Here is a 17714-nt window from a genome sequence, read left to right on the forward strand (position 1 = left end):
TTAGGAAGGGTGTTGCTTTTCCTCTAGGCTAACGTCATTGACGTTAGCCCGAGAAATATTATGCGGAAAGCATGAGTGAATCAGCTTTCGCTTCTAAGTTTGAGTTACCCATTAAGAAGTCATCAATGGCAATCGCACATTCACGACCTTCATTAATACAACGTACTACTAGAGATTGACCGGTACGCATATCACCAGCAGCGAAAACACCTTTCTGGTTGGTTGCGTAACCTTCAGAAGCAACGTTACCGCGCTCATCCAGTTTGATATCAAGCTGAGCAAGTACACCTGTTGGCTCTGGGTGTAAGAAACCCATCGCTAGGAATGCTTGGTCACAAGGAATAACACGCTCTGAGTTTGCTACTTCATCAAAAGTAGGGCGCTCACCAGGAGCTGCGTCTTTCCATACGATGTCTGCGATACGTAGACCCGTCACTTGACCTTGATCGTTACCGATGAACTCTTTGGTTAAGATGTTCCAGTGACGCTCACAACCTTCTTCGTGAGAAGTCGTGGTCTTCATGATCATTGGGTATTGAGGCCATGGCATGTTTGCTGGGCGCTTCTCTGGTGGGATCGGCATGATCTCAACCTGAGTAATGCTCGCTGCTTTGTGACGGTTTGATGTACCCACACAGTCAGAGCCAGTATCACCACCACCGATAACCACAACGTGCTTATCTTTAGCGTGAATCTCTTCTGTTTTAAGAGCTAGGTTGTTAGCTCGGCGGTTGTTTTGACCAAGGAACTCCATGGCAAAGTGAACGCCTTTCAACTCACGACCTGGGATTGGCAAGTCACGTGGAACCGTAGAACCACCAGTTAGCAATACCACATCAAACTCTTGGCGTAGTTGCTGAGCGTTAACATCAACACCTATGTGTTGGTTAACTTTAAACTCTACGCCTGCTTCAGCCATTAGGTTGATCTTACGATCAATCACGTCCATACCCAGTTTGAAATCTGGGATACCGAAACGCAGTAGACCGCCAACTTTTTCGTCACGTTCAAATACCGTCACTGAGTGACCAGCGCTGTTTAGCTGCTCGGCTGCGGCTAGACCTGCAGGGCCAGAGCCAACAATCGCTACGGTTTTACCCGTGCGAGAGCGAGGTGTTTTTGGTTTTGCGTACCCTTCACGGTACGCAGTTTCTACAATCGTTTTCTCGATATTACAGATAGTGATTGGGTCTTGGTTAATACCTAGTACACAAGCACTCTCACAAGGAGAAGGACACACACGACCCGTAAACTCAGGGAAGTTATTGGTAGAGCTTAGGATGTTCCAAGCCTCTTCCCAGCTGTCACGGTAAACCGCGTCATTGAATTCTGGGATGATGTTACCAATCGGACAACCGCTGTGACAGAAAGGTACGCCACAGTCCATACAACGAGATGCTTGAGTATTGATCTTGTCACCAAACTCTTCGTTAAGTACGAACTCTTTGTTGTCTTCGATACGAACCGATGGGTCGAGCTTCTTTGGAAGCTCGCGACCGTGTTCTAAAAATCCAGTAGGCTTACCCATTATACTGCCTCCACTTCTTCCGTTTGTGCCTGTTGTGCTTCAGCTTTACGCTTCTCAAGAACTGCTTTGTAGTCGCGTGGCATAACTTTAATCAGTGATGCAACACTTGCTTCAAAGTTGTCTAGGAAAGACTGAGCAACTTCACTTCCTGTGAATTCAACGTGCTTGGTTAGCATATCTAGTAGAAGATCTTTATCTTCTTGTTCAATTGGATCTAGGTCTACAAGTTCTGGGTTAAGCTTGGTTTCGAAGTCACCTGCTTTGTCCCAAACATAAGCGACACCGCCACTCATACCCGCAGCAAAGTTACGACCTGTTGAGCCAAGGATAACGGCAACACCGCCAGTCATGTATTCACAACCGTGGTCACCAACGCCCTCAACAACAACCTTCGCACCTGAGTTACGAACACAGAAACGTTCACCAGCCATACCGCGAATGAAAGATTCACCTGAGGTTGCACCGTAGAAACATACGTTACCAACCACGATATTATCTTCAGCAACGATAGAAGACTTCGCATCAGGGTACAGTACCAAAGTACCGCCAGACAGACCTTTACCCCAGTAATCGTTCGCGTCGCCTTCTACTTCGAACTTAACGCCTTTCGCAAGGAACGCACCGAAAGATTGGCCAGCACTACCGTGGAACTTAACGTTCATTGGCTGTGGTAAACCTTGGTCTTTGTAAACCTTCGAGATTTCGTTCGACAGCATGGTACCCGCAGAGCGGTCTGTGTTGATGATAGGGAAGGTCGCATTCACTGCTTCACCTTTCTCAAGCGCTGGAATTGCCGCTTGAATCAACTTGCGGTCTAGAACGTCTTCTAGGTTGTGGTTTTGTTGTGTCTGGTTGTAGATACCATCTTCTTCACGAGCCTGCTCAATGTGCAGTACAGGTGTTAGATCTAGGTTCTTGTATTTCCAGTGGCCGATGTCGTCACGAACTTTAAGTTTGTGCGATTGACCTACCATCTCATCGATAGAGCGGAAGCCAAGTTCAGCCATTACTTCACGTAGACCTTCAGCCATGTATTGGAAGAAAGTCACTACGTCTTCTACGCGGCCGTCGAAACGCTCACGCAGAGTTTTGTTTTGTGTTGCGATACCAACAGGACAGGTATTCTTGTGACACTTACGCATCATGATACAGCCTTCAACAACCAATGCTGCTGTTGCTACGCCCCATTCTTCCGCGCCAAGTAACGTTGCTACTGCAAGGTCACGTGGTGTTTTCATCTGACCATCAGACTGAACAACGATACGGTTACGTAGGCCGTTTTTCAGTAGTGTTTGGTGCGTTTCTGCTAGACCTAGTTCCCAAGGCAGACCAGTGTGACGGATAGAAGACATCGGAGATGCACCCGTACCACCATCGAAACCTGCGATAAGTACTACGTCAGCTTTCGCTTTTGCTACACCTGATGCAATCGTACCTACACCAGCTTCTGATACTAGCTTCACGTTGACACGGCCGTTACGGTTCGCGTTTTTCAGATCGTAGATCAGCTGAGCCAAATCTTCGATTGAGTAGATATCGTGGTGTGGCGGTGGTGAGATTAGACCTACGCCTGGAGTCGAGTGACGCGTCGCGCCGATCCAGTCATCAACCTTATCACCAGGTAGTTGACCACCTTCACCAGGTTTCGCACCTTGAGCCATCTTGATTTGTAGCTCATCAGCGTTAGATAGGTAGTAAGACGTTACACCAAAGCGACCAGAAGCCACCTGTTTGATAGCTGAACGTTCCCAGTCACCGTTTTCTTTACGTTCGAAACGTGCTGGGTCTTCACCACCTTCACCTGAGTTTGATTTCGCGCCAATGCGGTTCATTGCAACAGCCAGTGTTGAGTGAGCCTCATGCGAGATAGAACCAAAGCTCATTGCGCCAGTAGCGAAACGCTTAAGGATATTCTCGATTGGTTCTACTTCTGCTAGAGGAATAGAGCCTGCAGGGTTCTTGATGAAATCCAGTTGGCTACGTAGCGTTGCTGCGTTGTCGCCTTGGTCATCAACTGCTTTTGCGTACTTCTTGAACTGACCGTAATCTTTGTTACGCGTCGACTCTTGAAGTAGAGAAATCGTTTCTGGGTTGAATAAGTGTTTCTCACCACGTTGTTTCCACTGGTAAACACCACCAACATCAAGGATTTGAGCTGGGATTTCACGAGCTGGGTAACCAACACGGTGACGAACAAGCACTTCACGAGCGATGTCATCGATCGTTAGACCTTGGATACGAGAAACCGTACCAGTGAAGTATTTTTCAACCACTGACTTGCTGATACCAAGTGCTTCAAAGATTTGTGCACCGTGGTAAGACTGCAGTGTCGAGATCCCCATCTTAGAGAAAATCTTCAGTAGACCGCCGTTAACACCTTTACGGTAGTTATCGAAGAACTCACGTGGGTGAACGTTCGGGTCTAGTTTTTTAGTACGTTGTAGTTCAACAATCGTTTCAATTACTAGGTATGGGTTAACTGCGTTTGCACCATAGCCAAGAAGCGTTGCGAAGTGGTGTGTTTCACGTGCATCACCCGTTTCAACCACGATGTCACACTTAGCACGTAGGCCTTTACGGATTAGGTGGTGGTGCACAGCGCCAACAGCCAGCATTGCTGGAATAGCAGCGTGGTTAGAGTTAACCGCACGGTCAGTTAGTAGGATGATTGAGTAACCATCAATCACGGCATCTTCTGCGTATTGGCAAATACGTTTCAGAGCACGCTCTAACTTACCTTGGTCTCCGTTTGCTTGGAATACGATATCCAACGTCTTCGCTTGAAGGTGCTCGTTATCGATAGCACGCAGCTTTTCTAACTCAGAGTTAGACAGTACTGGAGACTCAAGCTCTACCTTTTGACAGTGCTCAGGTGTTTCAGCGAGTAGGTTCTGATCTTTACCTAGGTAAGTGTTCAGAGACATAACCATTCGCTCACGAATCGGGTCGATTGGCGGGTTAGTTACTTGAGCAAATAGCTGTTTGAAGTAGTTTGAAAGGTGCTGCGATTGGTGAGAAAGAATCGCTAGCGGCCAGTCAGCACCCATTGCAGAAAGCGGCTCATAGCCAGTCTTCGCAAGAGGTAGAATGATTTCGTTTACTTCTTCAGAGCTCACACCAAACGATTGTTGTTTGTGGAGAAGTTTCTCTGGAGAAGGTTGGCTAAATTCGTTGCTCGCATCTGGTAGCTTTTTCAAGCTCAGAAGGTTCTCTTCAACCCACTTTTCGTATGGTTGAGATTTCGCGATGCTATCTTTCACTTCTTCATCAGAAATGATGCGGCCTTGCTCTAAGTCAGCAACGAAGATACGACCTGGTTGTAGACGACCACGGTATTCAACGTTTTCTGGTGCAATTTCAACAACACCTGATTCAGACGCCATCACTAGGAAGTCGTCTTTGGTAACTGTGTAGCGAGAAGGGCGCAGACCGTTTCGGTCAAGGGTTGCACCTACTTGAACACCATCAGTGAAACATACCGAAGCTGGGCCATCCCATGGTTCCATTACGTTCGCGTGGTACTGGTAGAACGCACGACGAGTTGGGTCCATGTTTTTGTTTTCTTGCCATGCTTCTGGGATCATCATCATCAATGCGTGTGGCAGAGTACGACCAGACAGAACCAGAAGCTCCAGTGCCATATCGAAGTTTGATGAATCCGAGCTACCTTCCTGACAGATAGGCAGTAGCATATCGATTTCAGCTTGTGTGAATAGATCCGATTCAAGGATCGCTTCACGCGCTTTCATCCAGTTTAGGTTGCCGCGAACCGTATTGATTTCGCCATTGTGCGCGATGTAACGGAAAGGCTGAGCTAGACGCCAACGTGGGAATGTATTGGTAGAGAAGCGAGAGTGTACAAGTGCTAGAGCTGTCACCATGGTTGGGTTTTGCAGATCTAGGAAGTACTGAGGAACTTGTTCTGTTGTTAGCTGACCTTTGTACACCAATGTCTTGTAAGACATAGAGTTAATGTAGAAGTCATCACCGATATTTGAAACGCTTTCTAGACACACGCGAACGGTGTAGTTACGTAGAACGTACAGTTTGCGCTCAAGCTCTTCTGGAGTAATACCAGGACCGCCAGAGACAAATACGTGTTCAAATTGAGGTTCAGTGCTTAGTGGGTCAGCACCAATCATTGAGTTGTCAGTTGGAAGTTCACGGTAGCCGATAACTTCTAGCTCTAGGCGTTGTGCATTGCGTTCTAGAATGTCACGACATTGTGCACGTTTGTGTTCATCTTTAGGGAAAAGTACAACACCAACACCATATTTTTCAAAAGATGGCAGTTTAATTCCAAGCTTTACGGCTTCTTCTAGTAAGAATTCGTGCGGCTTCTGTAGCAGGATACCTGCACCATCACCAGAACACGGATCGCAGCCTTGGCCACCACGGTGTTCCATACGTGCAAGCATATCGAGTGCTTGAGTTACTACATCATGAGATTTGCGATTCTTGAGATGCGCAACAAAACCGATACCACAAGCGTCATGCTCCAGTTCAGGAGTATACAGACCCTGTGAGTTCTGCTCTTGATCTACCATAGATACATCCTTCCAGTTAAATCTAGGCGCAACTTCTTTGTATAAAGTCAGCCTTGTCCTTTTATATTTATGAGTCTAAACCTGCCTATGTTGGCGGTTTGAATCCTTTCCGTATCTCGCAGGAAAAGTATTGCGAGAAAAACAATCCTTGGTGATATCCGTTTATTTTTAGCCACAAACTAGTGGTTTATATAGGTGGGAGTTAGATATCACCGACTTATTAGCAAGTTTTTGTTGTAAGTAAATACTCAAAAATAGCCAATATGTGTAAGTATCCTACAATTTTGTTTAGGCGAATTGCAATGAAAGTTGAACCATGTAGACCATTTTTTTCGTTTTATTTTGAATTTTTTGTCTAACAAATGTGCAACATTAGGCAAATAGAGCCGATTTTTTGCATGTTTATTGATATTTGATAGGTTGCTCGCAAAAAGCCTTGAGTAAACTAATTGGTCGAATTTTGCAGGGATGTAATTTTTTTTCAAAAAAAGACTGATATTCATTCTTATTTACTTGAGCGCTTTGAAAATATGCAATTACATGAGTTGGTCAATACTATCGGCCAAGATCTTCAACGTCGTTATGGCGAAAAGGTTCACAAACTAACACTGCATGGTGGTTTCAGTTGTCCAAACCGAGATGGAACCATTGGCCGTGGAGGCTGCACTTTTTGTAATGTGGCGTCTTTTGCCGATGAACAAACTCAGGTTCAGAGTATTGCAGAACAACTAAAAGATCGTGCGGGTGAAATTGCTCGTGCTAAGAAGTATCTGGCTTATTTTCAGGCCTACACCAGCACTTATGCTGAGGTGCAAGTGCTCAAGAATATGTATGAAGAGGCGCTAAAAGCACCTGGTGCCGATATCGTTGGTCTTTGCGTGGGCACAAGACCCGACTGCGTACCTGATTCTGTTTTAGAATTATTGGCTGGATACGTAGAAAAGGGGTATGAGATCTGGTTGGAACTCGGTTTGCAAACGGCCAATAACAGCACGCTCAAACGCGTTAATCGTGGTCATGATTTTGCTGTGTATGAAACGATCACCCAACGTGCTCGTGCTCTCGGAATCAAGGTGTGTACTCACCTGATTGTTGGCCTGCCAAAAGAAACTAAAGCGGATAACCTGGAAACACTAGATAAGGTATTAGCGGTAGGAACGGATGGCATCAAACTTCATGGCCTTCATATCGTAGAGGGAAGTACCATGGCCAAGGCATGGAAAGCAGGCAAGCTAGAAGCTCCAAGCCTTGAAGAGTACATCGACATTGCTACCGATATCATTCAGCGTACGCCAGCGGACGTGGTTTACCATCGTGTTTCATCTGCGGCAAGACGCCCTACGTTACTATCTCCGTTATGGTGTGAGAACCGTTGGTTGGCGATGACAGAGATAGGTCGTTCATTAGATAAAACCGGTGCTCAAGGCATTAAAACAGGTTCTGCGTTCGAGTACACATTACCTGTTTTAAACATAACGAATTGATAGAAATGGGTGAAAGTAGGTAACAGCAGATAAAACCAGTAAATAGTGGTAACATTTCCCTCACAGATTTTATGGTATAGATTGAGAGTAGATGGAACTGGTAATGACTTGGTTGTGGGACAGAGCGTATGGCTACGGTGTTTATATCGTTTTCATGTTGCTGATTGCTCTGATCTGCTGGCATCTTTATTCACGTTATCAGTCTCATATTGAAAAGTTACTTCTCTCGACGCCATCCCCTCTATTTTTCGTTGATGTCCGGACCGGCGAGATCTTGTATTCCAACCGTCAGGCAATGCAGTTGCTTGGTATCCGCCAGATTGGCGTAAACTTTCGTTTTCCTACCGTGGAAAGCGAAAATAGTTTCCGTCAATACTTAACCAATCACATCAACTCTCGATCATTTGCTCAGAACTCGCTTTGGGCACTGTCTGAATTTGAGTCCTTCAAGATCAATCTTGTGGGGCGTAAGATCCACTTTAGAAACAAAAAAGCGTGGATGATTCACGCATCACCTTACAAAAACACGAATGAAGAGCAATCCCAAGAGCTGCGTGAACTGAATGTCGCCCGTACCGCTTTGGACTCCCTGTCTGAGTTGATTTATGTAAAGGACCAAAAAGGTGAATTGCTAGCAAGCAACCGCTCCTTCAAGAAGTTTTGGCATGGTCGCCCGGAAGAGGGCACTTTGAGCGTTTCGGGTGGAGCCTTAAAAGGCCGCGTCAGTGAACGTTCATGGACGACTGACCAAGATGGTAAAAGCTGCCTACTTGAAACCTACCAAAGTGTGTTGTTATCTCAGGATGGGGAAAACATCGGCACGCTTTCTATTAGCCATGATGTAACCGACTGGCACGATATGCAGCAGAAACTGCGTGGTGAGATGGAAAAACGTAAAGATACCGAAGTCGCCCTTGCTCAGCGTGACACCATCTTACAAAACATCTTAGAAGCCAGCCCTGACTCGATCGGTATCTTTAATGAAAACATGGTTTACCAAGCCTGTAATAAGCCGTTTGTGGCAGCGCTTGGTATTTCTGAGGTCAGTGACTTGGTCGGTAAGCGCCTTCAGGATGTGGTGCCAAATAGCATGTATATGCGTATCTCAGAGTCCGATCATCAGGTGCTTCATCAAGGGAAATCACTGCGTTATATCGACAAGGTGATCTCTAGTGATGGTGAATACACTTGGTATGACGTGGTGAAGTCGCCATTTAGAGATCCAGCGTCTAGCACGAATGGTGTGTTGATCATGGCTCGCGATATCACCGAGCGTTACCTTGCTGAGCAGAAATTGGAAGAGGCGAACCTTGAGCTTGAGCGTCTCAGCTTTATGGACAGTCTGACTCAGGTTTCTAACCGACGCCGCTTTGATGAACAACTGTCGACCCTGTGGCATTACCATGTACGTGAGAAGTTACCACTTACTATTATGTTGTGCGATATCGACTTCTTTAAAGGCTACAACGACTACTACGGTCACCAACAAGGTGATGATGCGCTGATTCAAGTCTCTCAGGCGTTTAAGAAGGTACTTAACCGTTCGTCAGATTGTGTGGCTCGTTATGGTGGTGAAGAGTTTGGTTTTATTCTGCCAAACACAACCGCGGACGGAGCATTGATGGTCGCACAGCGAATTCATGATGAAGTGCTAAAGCTGGGGCTGATCCATGAAAAATCGACCGTTTCTGAGTTTATTACCGTCAGTATTGGTGTTATCTCTTATGTACCGACTCCTGAAGATGAGATGGAGTCTGCGGTAGCGTTAGCTGACAGTGCGCTTTATCAAGCGAAGTCTGATGGGCGAAATCGTTCTAGCGTGCATCCATCGTCGATTCGCTAAATAAATTTATCACTGACTTAGCCTTTATTTACTTGGGTTATCTGTTTTAAACAATATAACCCAGCTCTCTTGCTGCATGTGATGTAGCTAGCTTACCTCCTATCTTCAAACAGGGTAGAATGTTGCTAGTCTTATCGCATGGAGCGCTAAATGAAACCCATGAAAAATCTCGCCCAGTATTACGTAGATCTACTCGTAAAGCTGGGGATTGTCCGCTTTTCTATCTTACTCGCCTTAGCGCTTGTTGCCCTCGCTGTTGTCGTGCAAGTCGGCATCACTCTCGCACTTAAAGGTAATGTTGATGACATCGACATTGTCCGCTCAGTATTCTTCGGTTTAGTGATCACACCTTGGGCCGTTTACTTTCTGTCAGTGGTTGTTGATCAGCTGGAAGAGTCTCGTCAGCGTTTAGCTAAGTTAGTCTCTAAACTTGGCGACATGCGAGAGCGCGACCAAGAGCTGAATAATAAGTTGCAGCTTAATATCGAGAAGCTTAATCAAGAAATTGAAGAGCGTGAAAAGGCCGAAGAGGCGCGTGCTGAAGCGATGCATGACCTCGAGAATGAAGTATTTCAGCGTGAGCGCACTCAGCTTGAACTTGCAGAGCGAACGGCACTGCTGCGCTCGTTTATCGATGCCTCGCCTGACCTTATTTACTACCGTAATGAGGACGGCGTGTTCTCGGGTTGTAACCGTGCAGTTGAGGAGCTCACTGGCAAGACAGAAAAAGACTTGGTGGGTTTGACGCCGTGGGATGTCTACAGCAAAGAAATCGCTCAGCAAGTTGTTGAAACAGATAAGAAAGTTTTTGCTGACAACCAGGCTCTCACCTACGATCAATGGCTTGAGTACCCAGATGGACGTAAGAGCTACTTCGAACTGCGTAAAGTGCCTTTCTACAGCAAAGATGGTCGTCATCTTGGTTTGGTGGGCTTCGGTCGTGATATTACCGAGCGTAAAGAGCATCAAGAGTCCATTGAGAAAGCTAGCCGTGATAAGACCACCTTTATTTCTACTATCAGCCACGAGTTAAGAACACCGCTTAACGGCATTATTGGCTTAAGCCGCATGTTGCTTGATAGCCAACTGACCAGTGAGCAGCGCAAACAGATGCAAACTATCAAGGTGAGCGCGGTAACACTGGGTAACATCTTCAACGATATTATCGACATGGATAAGTTCGACCGTCGCAAGCTTGAGCTATTCCCAACCCCGATCAACTTTGAAGACTTTGTTGTGGAGATCGAAAGTATCTCGGCACTGATGGCTGAACAGAAAGGTTTGAGGTTCGACTTAGAACGATTGTCTGATCTTCCTGTGGCTGTTGAAGTTGATGGTACTCGTCTAAGACAGGTACTGTGGAATCTAGTTAGTAACGCGATGAAGTTCACCAAAGATGGTGGCGTGGTGATGACTGTTAGCGCCGATATTGATGGTGACTTTGCCAACATCACCATGGAAGTCGAAGATACGGGTATTGGTATCCCTGAAAGTGAGCTCGAGAAAATCTTCGCGATGTACTATCAGGTGAAATCAGGCACCGATAACTTACATGCAGTGGGAACAGGTATTGGCCTTGCTGTCTCTAAACAGTTGATCAACATGATGGATGGTGACATTGAGGTAACCAGTGAAGAGGGCTTTGGTAGTACCTTCACGGTTTCGATTCGTGTGCCTGTTAATCATGATACTCAAGCCTTGATTAAGACACCTCGAAAACAGTCGAACCTTAAGATCTTTATGGTTGAAGATATCGAACTCAATATCACGGTTGCGCGCTCTCTGTTGGAGAGCCTAGGTCATGAAGTGACGGTGGTGATGACGGGTAAAGAGGCGCAAATTGCCTTCAACCCAGAAGACTATGACTTGGTATTGTTGGATATCCAGCTACCAGATATGACAGGTTTCGATATTGCCCAGTACTACCGTGAGAAATACCCCCAATTACCGCCGTTAGTGGCATTGACTGCGAATGTACTAAGTAACAAGCAAGAGTATTTCCAGAAAGGTATGGATGAAGCGATCAGTAAACCGCTATCCGTGAGAGCGATTCAAGATGTGATCAGCGAACTTATCGAGGATGCACCAGAGGCTGTGAAAGAAGCCGGAGCGACCGAAAAGGTAGAGGAGAGTAAGCCGACGATTTCTTCGATTGACACCAGTTTGCTTGATATTGATATGCTAGAGTCTTATGTTGACATTGTTGGACCGAAGCCGGTTTTAGATAGCATCGTGATGTTTGAAGATATGATGCCGGAGTATATGGAAATATTGAACTCCAATATGGTCGCGAAAGACCAAGCCAGTATCGTTTCTGAGGCGCACAAGATAAAAGGCGCTGCAGGTTCAATTGGTTTGAAGCGCATCCAGCAAGTAGCTCAAAAAGCCCAATCCCCAGACCTACCAGCTTGGTGGGAAAATATTTCAGATTGGGTCGATGAGATTAATAACGAATACCAGAATGACATTGAAGTCTTAAAGAGTTGGTTAAACCAAAGGTAGAAGAATAATGAAAAAATTAGCATTCGCCGCATGCGTAGTGGCATTAGCGGGCTGTGCTGCACCACAAGTTGAGTGGCAGCAGGACAACCAAGTTGAAGTATCTGCAGCGACAGTCACAATGAAAAGCAACCTTTGGCACAACAAGATGCCAACGATCGGAGAGACTCAAGACAAGACTCTGCATGGCGCTATCTACCTAGAGTCAGATTCAGAATTACCAGCAACACTGGCGGTGGAAAGCGTGACCGTTAAGCAAGGCGCAGATACCTTGTTAGTAACGGCTGACGATCTTGATTTAAGAACGCACAGCGAGACTCAGTGGGAAGTCGCGTTTGTATGGCAGCTAGAGATCGACAGCGAAAAGCCGGTTGATGTTGCGGTTGAACTGAAAGACGGTGAAACGGTGAAATGGCTGGTGGAGAAAGACGTTAAGGTTGATACGGTTTACTAACCCTTATTCAACTCAGAACAACAAAAAAGGGAGAATGCGTTGGCATTCTCCCTTTTTAATAACCATTGATTGCGCTTCAACTGTTTAAACACTATGTGCTAAACGACTAGAAACGCGAATCGAATTAGTCTTCTAGGTCACCACAAAAGCGGTAGCCTTCACCGTGAATCGTTGCGATGATTTCTGGAGTACCAGAAACAGATTCAAAGTGCTTACGAATACGACGGATTGTTACGTCTACAGTACGATCGTGTGGCTTAAGCTCACGGCCAGTCATCTTCTTAAGAAGGTCTGCACGTGTTTGGATCTTACCTGGGTTCTCACAGAAGTGAAGTAGAGCACGGAACTCTGAACGAGGTAGCTTGTAGCCTTCGCCATCTGGGCTAACCAGAGAACGACTGTTGATATCTAGTACCCAACCGTTGAACTCGTACTTCTCAACGCTGCGCTTCTCTTCTTGAACAGAGCTTGTGCTCATTGAACGGTTAAGAAGGTTGCGTGCACGAATAGTCAGTTCACGAGGGTTAAAAGGCTTAGTGATGTAATCATCAGCGCCGATCTCTAGGCCAAGGATCTTATCAACTTCATTATCACGACCAGTTAAGAACATAAGCGCTACATTTGCTTGCTCACGTAGTTCACGCGCAAGTAGTAGGCCATTCTTACCTGGAAGGTTGATGTCCATAATTACAAGGTTAACTTGGTTGTCAGATAGCACTTGGTGCATCTCTTCACCGTCGCTAGCCTCAAAAACAGCATATCCCTCTGCTTCAAAAATACTCTTTAGAGTGTTACGAGTTACTTGCTCATCTTCAACGATAAGAATCTGCGGGGTTTGCATTTGGCGGTACCTAAATTTGTGACGAAACTGTGCTAATAGAATAAATTCTAGGCAAAAACATAACATACAGGTAATGTATTTTTGATGATAACTTAAAGTTTTCAAAAAAACACTTACTTCCAGCTATCTGCCTTCCTTGAAGTATTGCCCAATAACGTAGATCCAGTACGCCTTTCAATCATTCTTTTAGTGATTGCAACGGATTCTATAATGTTAACAGCATGCTAACAACGCGAGAATGTTAATTCCATTCACTTTGTTGATTTACATCAATTGCCGTATCGCAACAAACTTTAATAGTATGGCTACAACTTAACCAGTGTTATGGTGACTATTTAGCAGGAAAACCAGAATGATTATTCGAGATAGTGATCACATCTCGCCCGCTAAAGACCTGATTATGAACCAAGGAAGCTGAACGCTGTCCTTAGAGTCTAGTAGATAAATATGTTCAATCAACCTTGATTCAGTATTAAATTGAGCATAGAACAATGAAAACAAAGGAATAATTTTTAATAACAATATAAAAGCATAGGGGCTCGCCTGATTTTCAGGTACGCCTTACTCACGGAGGATATATGCACGATATAACACCCGACTTGTGTGATGAGTTTGAAAGCAAAGTCACCCTACTTAACCTTCCATTACAGAACTTCGGTCAACGTGGTGCGTTCTGGGGAAAAATTGTAACAGTTCGTTGTTATCACGATAATTCGAAGGTTCGCGAAGTTTTAGAGACTGACGGCAGCGGCAAAGTATTGGTTGTTGACGGAAATGGCTCGTGTCAAAAAGCACTGCTTGGTGACCAACTCGCGATTCTTGCCATAGAGAATGGTTGGGAAGGCGTGATTGTAAACGGTGCTGTACGTGATGTTGGAATGATGTCACAAATGGACTTGGGTGTTCAGGCGCTAGGTGCATCACCATTCAAAACCGAGAAGCGTGGCGTAGGCCAAGTGAATGTGACACTGACGGTGCATAACCAATTGATTCAGCCTGGAGATTACATTTATGCCGATTGGAATGGCGTGCTAATTTCATCTGAGTTGCTGCTTGAATCATAAGTGGTGTGTGATCTTCAGATGAGGTTTGGATCATAACTTTGTCCATCGATATTAAGCTTATGGATTAGAAGCGAAACCCTAGTCCTACTTCGACACCTTGCTGCCACTCTTCGTAATCAAGGGTGGCATGCAAATCCAAGTTGTCGGTCAGTTGCACTCGGCTCGACACCTCAGCCGCAACAGATTTGTCACTGTCTTCTGTTTCATCTTTATAGGTGTGCAAAGAACTGTTGAACGAGACCCTTTCTGAAAACTGGTAACTGACACCGCTCAAGAATCCACTTTCATGTTTCAATGACGCATTGTTGATTCGTGTACCGACGTAAACATCCACGTCATCGAATAAGCTGTACGCGTAACCGCTGTCGACTTTCCAAGTATCGAAACTTTCGTTGGATGCGTTTTGAGATGAAATAAAGAACTTGTGGGCCGAACGATCAATTTGACTCGGCAATAAAGGCAAGCTATTCGCTGAACATACAACAGGCATAGCAAAGGCTAAAAGAATAAGTAATCTCTTCACTTCCCACTCCTGATGTTATTTATTATTGTTCAGCGAACGTTATCGTTCAATTAAAGCACAGTTCTTGTATGCTTGCTGAACAATCGATATAGCATTTTGTTATGACCTTATATGAAATTGATTTGCTAATATCTGTTCGTTTATCAAACCGTACCTCTGAATTGTCGGTGCGCACTGGATGTTTTATCACTGAAATGACGGTTTGCTCTGAAAAACGGTCTGAATGTAAAAAAAACGCAACTTTTCATTGACGTCTAGTGGTAAAAATTGATACACGTAGAGTAAAGCACAAGCAGAGAATTTGATATGCAGCACGTAAGCCACCTAGTAATGACCACAACCATTATTATTACCGACATTAACATTGTTGGGGCAGGCTGCTAAGTAACGGATTTAAAAAAAAAGGCCTGTATCCAACAAGATACAGGCCTTTTTTTGTACCATTTTTATGACTTATGGAGAAAGGGATGCGCGTTTTAAAGTTTGGAGGTTCATCATTAGCTGATGCAGATCGTTTTTTACGAGCGGCTGATATCATCGCTAATAATGCCCAGCAAGAAGAGCTAGCCGTTGTACTATCGGCTCCAGGAAAAACAACCAATAAGTTGGTCGCTGTTATTGAAGCTGCACTAAAAAATGGTGAAGCTGACGCACAGATTACAGAGATCGAATCTTCATTTAATGCACTATTTGCAGAGATCAAAGCGGTCGTACCTTCAATTGATGGTTCTGCGTTCCAAGAGCAGGTGGATACTTCTCTTGCTCAGCTAAAGCAGTTCGTGAATGGCATCAACCTACTTGGTATGTGCCCAAACCACGTCAACGCTCGCATCATCAGTAAAGGTGAGCGAATCTCTATCCAGTTAATGAAAGCAGTGTTGGAAGCGAAAGGCCAACCAGCAAGCCTGATTGACCCTGTTCAATACCTATATGCTAAAGGCGATCACCTTGAAGCTATGGTTGATGTGGATGTCTCTACACAGAACTTCCAACAATCACCACTTCCGAAAGGCCACGTTAACATCATGCCGGGCTTTACTGCTGGTAATGAAAAAGGTGAGCTAGTCACGCTTGGTCGTAATGGCTCTGACTACTCAGCAGCTGTGCTAGCGGCGTGTCTACGTGCGGATTGCTGTGAAATCTGGACTGATGTCGATGGCGTTTACAACTGTGACCCGCGCTTAGTTGATGATGCTCGTCTGCTTAAATCACTTAGCTACCAAGAAGCAATGGAGCTTTCTTACTTTGGTGCTTCGGTTCTACACCCGAAAACTATTGCTCCTATCGCACAATTCCACATTCCTTGTCTGATCAAAAACAGCTTTAACCCACAAGGTGCTGGTACTTTGATTGGTCAAGACACTGGCGAAGATAACCTAGCGATCAAAGGCATCACGACACTAAGTGACCTAACGATGGTTAACGTATCAGGCCCAGGCATGAAGGGTATGGTTGGTATGGCGAGCCGCGTATTCGGCGCGATGTCTTCGGCTGGCGTATCTATTGTTCTTATTACTCAATCGTCTTCTGAGTACAGCATCAGCTTCTGTATCGAGTCGGCTGATAAGTTAAAAGCTAAGCAAGTGCTATCAGAAGCGTTTGAACTTGAGCTTAAAGATGGTCTGCTAGAGCCAGTTGAGTTCATGGATGACGTTGCTATCGTGACCTTGGTGGGCGATGGCATGCGTACTTCACGCGGTGTTGCTTCTCAGTTCTTCTCTTCTTTAGCTGAAGTGAACGTGAACATTGTTGCGATTGCACAAGGCTCATCTGAGCGCGCTATCTCTGCGGTTATCCCTGAAGATAAAATTTCAGAAGCAATCAAAGCGTGTCACGAGAACCTATTTAACTCTAAGCACTTCCTTGACGTATTCGTTGTTGGTGTTGGCGGTGTTGGTGGCGAACTTGTTGACCAGATCCAACGTCAGCAAGGCAAACTGGCTGAAAAGGGCATCGTGATTCGCGTATGTGGTTTAGCCAACAGCAAAGGTTTATTGCTAGACAGTGAAGGCTTACCACTAGAACAGTGGCGTGATCGCATGTCGAGTGCGACAGAAGAGTTCAGCCTCGCTCGCTTAGCCGCTCTTGTTCAACGTAACCATATCATCAACCCTGTATTGGTTGACTGTACGTCTAGCGAAGATATTGCGGCGCAGTATGCTGATTTCCTAGCAGCAGGTTTCCACGTAGTAACACCAAACAAGAAAGCAAATACAGCTAGTATGGCTTACTACCATCAGCTGCGTGAAGTCGCACGTAACTCACGTCGTAAACTGATGTACGAGACAACGGTTGGTGCAGGTCTACCTGTAATCGAAAACCTACAGAACCTAATCTCTGCAGGTGATGAGCTTGAGAAATTCAACGGCATTCTGTCTGGTTCTCTTTCTTACATCTTCGGTAAGCTTGATGAAGGTATGACGTTAAGCCAAGCAACCAACATTGCGAAAGACAACGGCTTCACAGAACCTGACCCACGTGATGATCTATCTGGTATGGATGTGGCGCGTAAGCTACTTATTCTTGCTCGTGAAGCAGGCATGGCGCTTGAGCTTGAAGACGTTGAAGTTGACCAAGCTCTACCACCAGGTTTTGATGATTCAGGTACGGTTGAAGAGTTCATGGCTCGCTTGCCTGAAGCGGACGCTTACTTCCAAGAGCAATCAGCTATCGCAGCAGAAGAAGGCAAAGTACTTCGTTATGTTGGTGAGATCGCCGATGGTAAATGTAAGGTTCGTATCGCAGCTGTTGATGGCGACGACCCAATGTTCAAGATTAAAGATGGCGAGAACGCTCTAGCATTCTACAGCCGTTACTACCAACCAATCCCGCTAGTACTTCGTGGCTACGGCGCTGGTACTGAAGTAACAGCAGCAGGCGTATTCTCTGATGTGATGCGTACTCTTGGTTGGAAATTAGGAGTTTAGGAAT

Annotated in this window: 10 protein-coding genes and 1 other annotated feature; of the genes, 6 read left to right on the forward strand and 4 right to left on the reverse strand. The window is 45.4% G+C overall.

The annotated features are described in order from the left end of the window. Nucleotides 1-58: 58 nt before the first annotated feature. Nucleotides 59-1528, reverse strand: coding sequence for a glutamate synthase subunit beta (locus tag F0232_RS09950; protein WP_105058987.1), 1470 nt, complete (start codon nucleotides 1526-1528; stop codon nucleotides 59-61). Beyond that, a complete protein-coding gene (gltB, locus tag F0232_RS09955) occupies nucleotides 1528-6075 on the reverse strand; it encodes a glutamate synthase large subunit (protein WP_105058986.1) in 4548 nt (1515 codons plus the stop codon). Before gltB ends, F0232_RS09950 begins: the two co-directional genes overlap by 1 nt. Before the next feature lie 530 nt (nucleotides 6076-6605). On the opposite strand from gltB, the gene F0232_RS09960 reads away from it, so the two are divergent. The 4 genes from F0232_RS09960 (at nucleotide 6606) to F0232_RS09975 (ending at nucleotide 12355) form a co-directional block, all read left to right on the forward strand. Further along, nucleotides 6606-7559, forward strand: a complete 954-nt coding sequence (locus F0232_RS09960; RefSeq protein ID WP_105058985.1) for a TIGR01212 family radical SAM protein — start codon at nucleotides 6606-6608, stop codon at nucleotides 7557-7559. Between the two features lie 91 nt (nucleotides 7560-7650). Further along, nucleotides 7651-9402 (forward strand): diguanylate cyclase, encoded by a 1752-nt coding sequence (locus tag F0232_RS09965; protein WP_105058984.1) that lies wholly within the window; start codon nucleotides 7651-7653, stop codon nucleotides 9400-9402. Nucleotides 9403-9552: 150 nt separating this feature from the next. Then, nucleotides 9553-11904: an aerobic respiration two-component sensor histidine kinase ArcB gene (arcB, locus tag F0232_RS09970; protein ID WP_105058983.1), complete on the forward strand. Its 2352-nt coding sequence runs from the start codon at nucleotides 9553-9555 to the stop codon at nucleotides 11902-11904. Between the two features lie 7 nt (nucleotides 11905-11911). Continuing rightward, nucleotides 11912-12355 carry a hypothetical protein gene (locus F0232_RS09975; RefSeq protein WP_008222882.1) on the forward strand — a complete coding sequence of 148 codons (444 nt, stop codon included), beginning with the start codon at nucleotides 11912-11914 and terminating at the stop codon, nucleotides 12353-12355. A gap of 124 nt (nucleotides 12356-12479) precedes the next feature. Here F0232_RS09975 and arcA read toward each other — a convergent pair whose 3' ends face one another. Then, a complete protein-coding gene (arcA, locus tag F0232_RS09980; protein ID WP_004741534.1) occupies nucleotides 12480-13196 on the reverse strand; it encodes a two-component system response regulator ArcA in 717 nt (238 codons plus the stop codon). A 578-nt stretch (nucleotides 13197-13774) separates the two neighbouring features. Here arcA and F0232_RS09985 point away from each other — a divergent pair. Then, nucleotides 13775-14260: a putative 4-hydroxy-4-methyl-2-oxoglutarate aldolase gene (locus F0232_RS09985; protein ID WP_061033359.1), complete on the forward strand. Its 486-nt coding sequence runs from the start codon at nucleotides 13775-13777 to the stop codon at nucleotides 14258-14260. A 64-nt stretch (nucleotides 14261-14324) separates the two neighbouring features. Here F0232_RS09985 and F0232_RS09990 read toward each other — a convergent pair whose 3' ends face one another. Further along, nucleotides 14325-14783: a ribonuclease regulator gene (locus F0232_RS09990; protein ID WP_032498815.1), complete on the reverse strand. Its 459-nt coding sequence runs from the start codon at nucleotides 14781-14783 to the stop codon at nucleotides 14325-14327. A gap of 319 nt (nucleotides 14784-15102) precedes the next feature. Continuing rightward, nucleotides 15103-15221, forward strand: a sequence feature (Thr leader region). 29 nt (nucleotides 15222-15250) lie between these two features. Here F0232_RS09990 and thrA point away from each other — a divergent pair. Beyond that, nucleotides 15251-17710 (forward strand): bifunctional aspartate kinase/homoserine dehydrogenase I, encoded by a 2460-nt coding sequence (gene thrA / locus F0232_RS09995; protein ID WP_008224342.1) that lies wholly within the window; start codon nucleotides 15251-15253, stop codon nucleotides 17708-17710. Nucleotides 17711-17714 lie beyond the last annotated feature (4 nt).

This window comes from Vibrio sp. T3Y01 (assembly GCF_013114525.1).
Taxonomy (GTDB): Bacteria; Pseudomonadota; Gammaproteobacteria; order Enterobacterales; family Vibrionaceae; genus Vibrio; species Vibrio chagasii_B.

What these genes read in the sequence shown, in the direction of transcription:
- arcB (WP_105058983.1), top strand. Translation starts at nt 9,553, where the DNA reads ATGAAACCCATGAAAAATCTCGCCCAGTATTACGTAGATCTACTCGTA.
- F0232_RS09985 (WP_061033359.1), top strand. Translation starts at nt 13,775, where the DNA reads ATGCACGATATAACACCCGACTTGTGTGATGAGTTTGAAAGCAAAGTC.
- thrA (WP_008224342.1), top strand. Translation starts at nt 15,251, where the DNA reads ATGCGCGTTTTAAAGTTTGGAGGTTCATCATTAGCTGATGCAGATCGT.
- F0232_RS09960 (WP_105058985.1), top strand. Translation starts at nt 6,606, where the DNA reads ATGCAATTACATGAGTTGGTCAATACTATCGGCCAAGATCTTCAACGT.
- arcA (WP_004741534.1), bottom strand. Translation starts at nt 13,196, where the DNA reads ATGCAAACCCCGCAGATTCTTATCGTTGAAGATGAGCAAGTAACTCGT.
- gltB (WP_105058986.1), bottom strand. Translation starts at nt 6,075, where the DNA reads ATGGTAGATCAAGAGCAGAACTCACAGGGTCTGTATACTCCTGAACTG.
- F0232_RS09975 (WP_008222882.1), top strand. Translation starts at nt 11,912, where the DNA reads ATGAAAAAATTAGCATTCGCCGCATGCGTAGTGGCATTAGCGGGCTGT.
- F0232_RS09965 (WP_105058984.1), top strand. Translation starts at nt 7,651, where the DNA reads ATGGAACTGGTAATGACTTGGTTGTGGGACAGAGCGTATGGCTACGGT.
- F0232_RS09950 (WP_105058987.1), bottom strand. Translation starts at nt 1,528, where the DNA reads ATGGGTAAGCCTACTGGATTTTTAGAACACGGTCGCGAGCTTCCAAAG.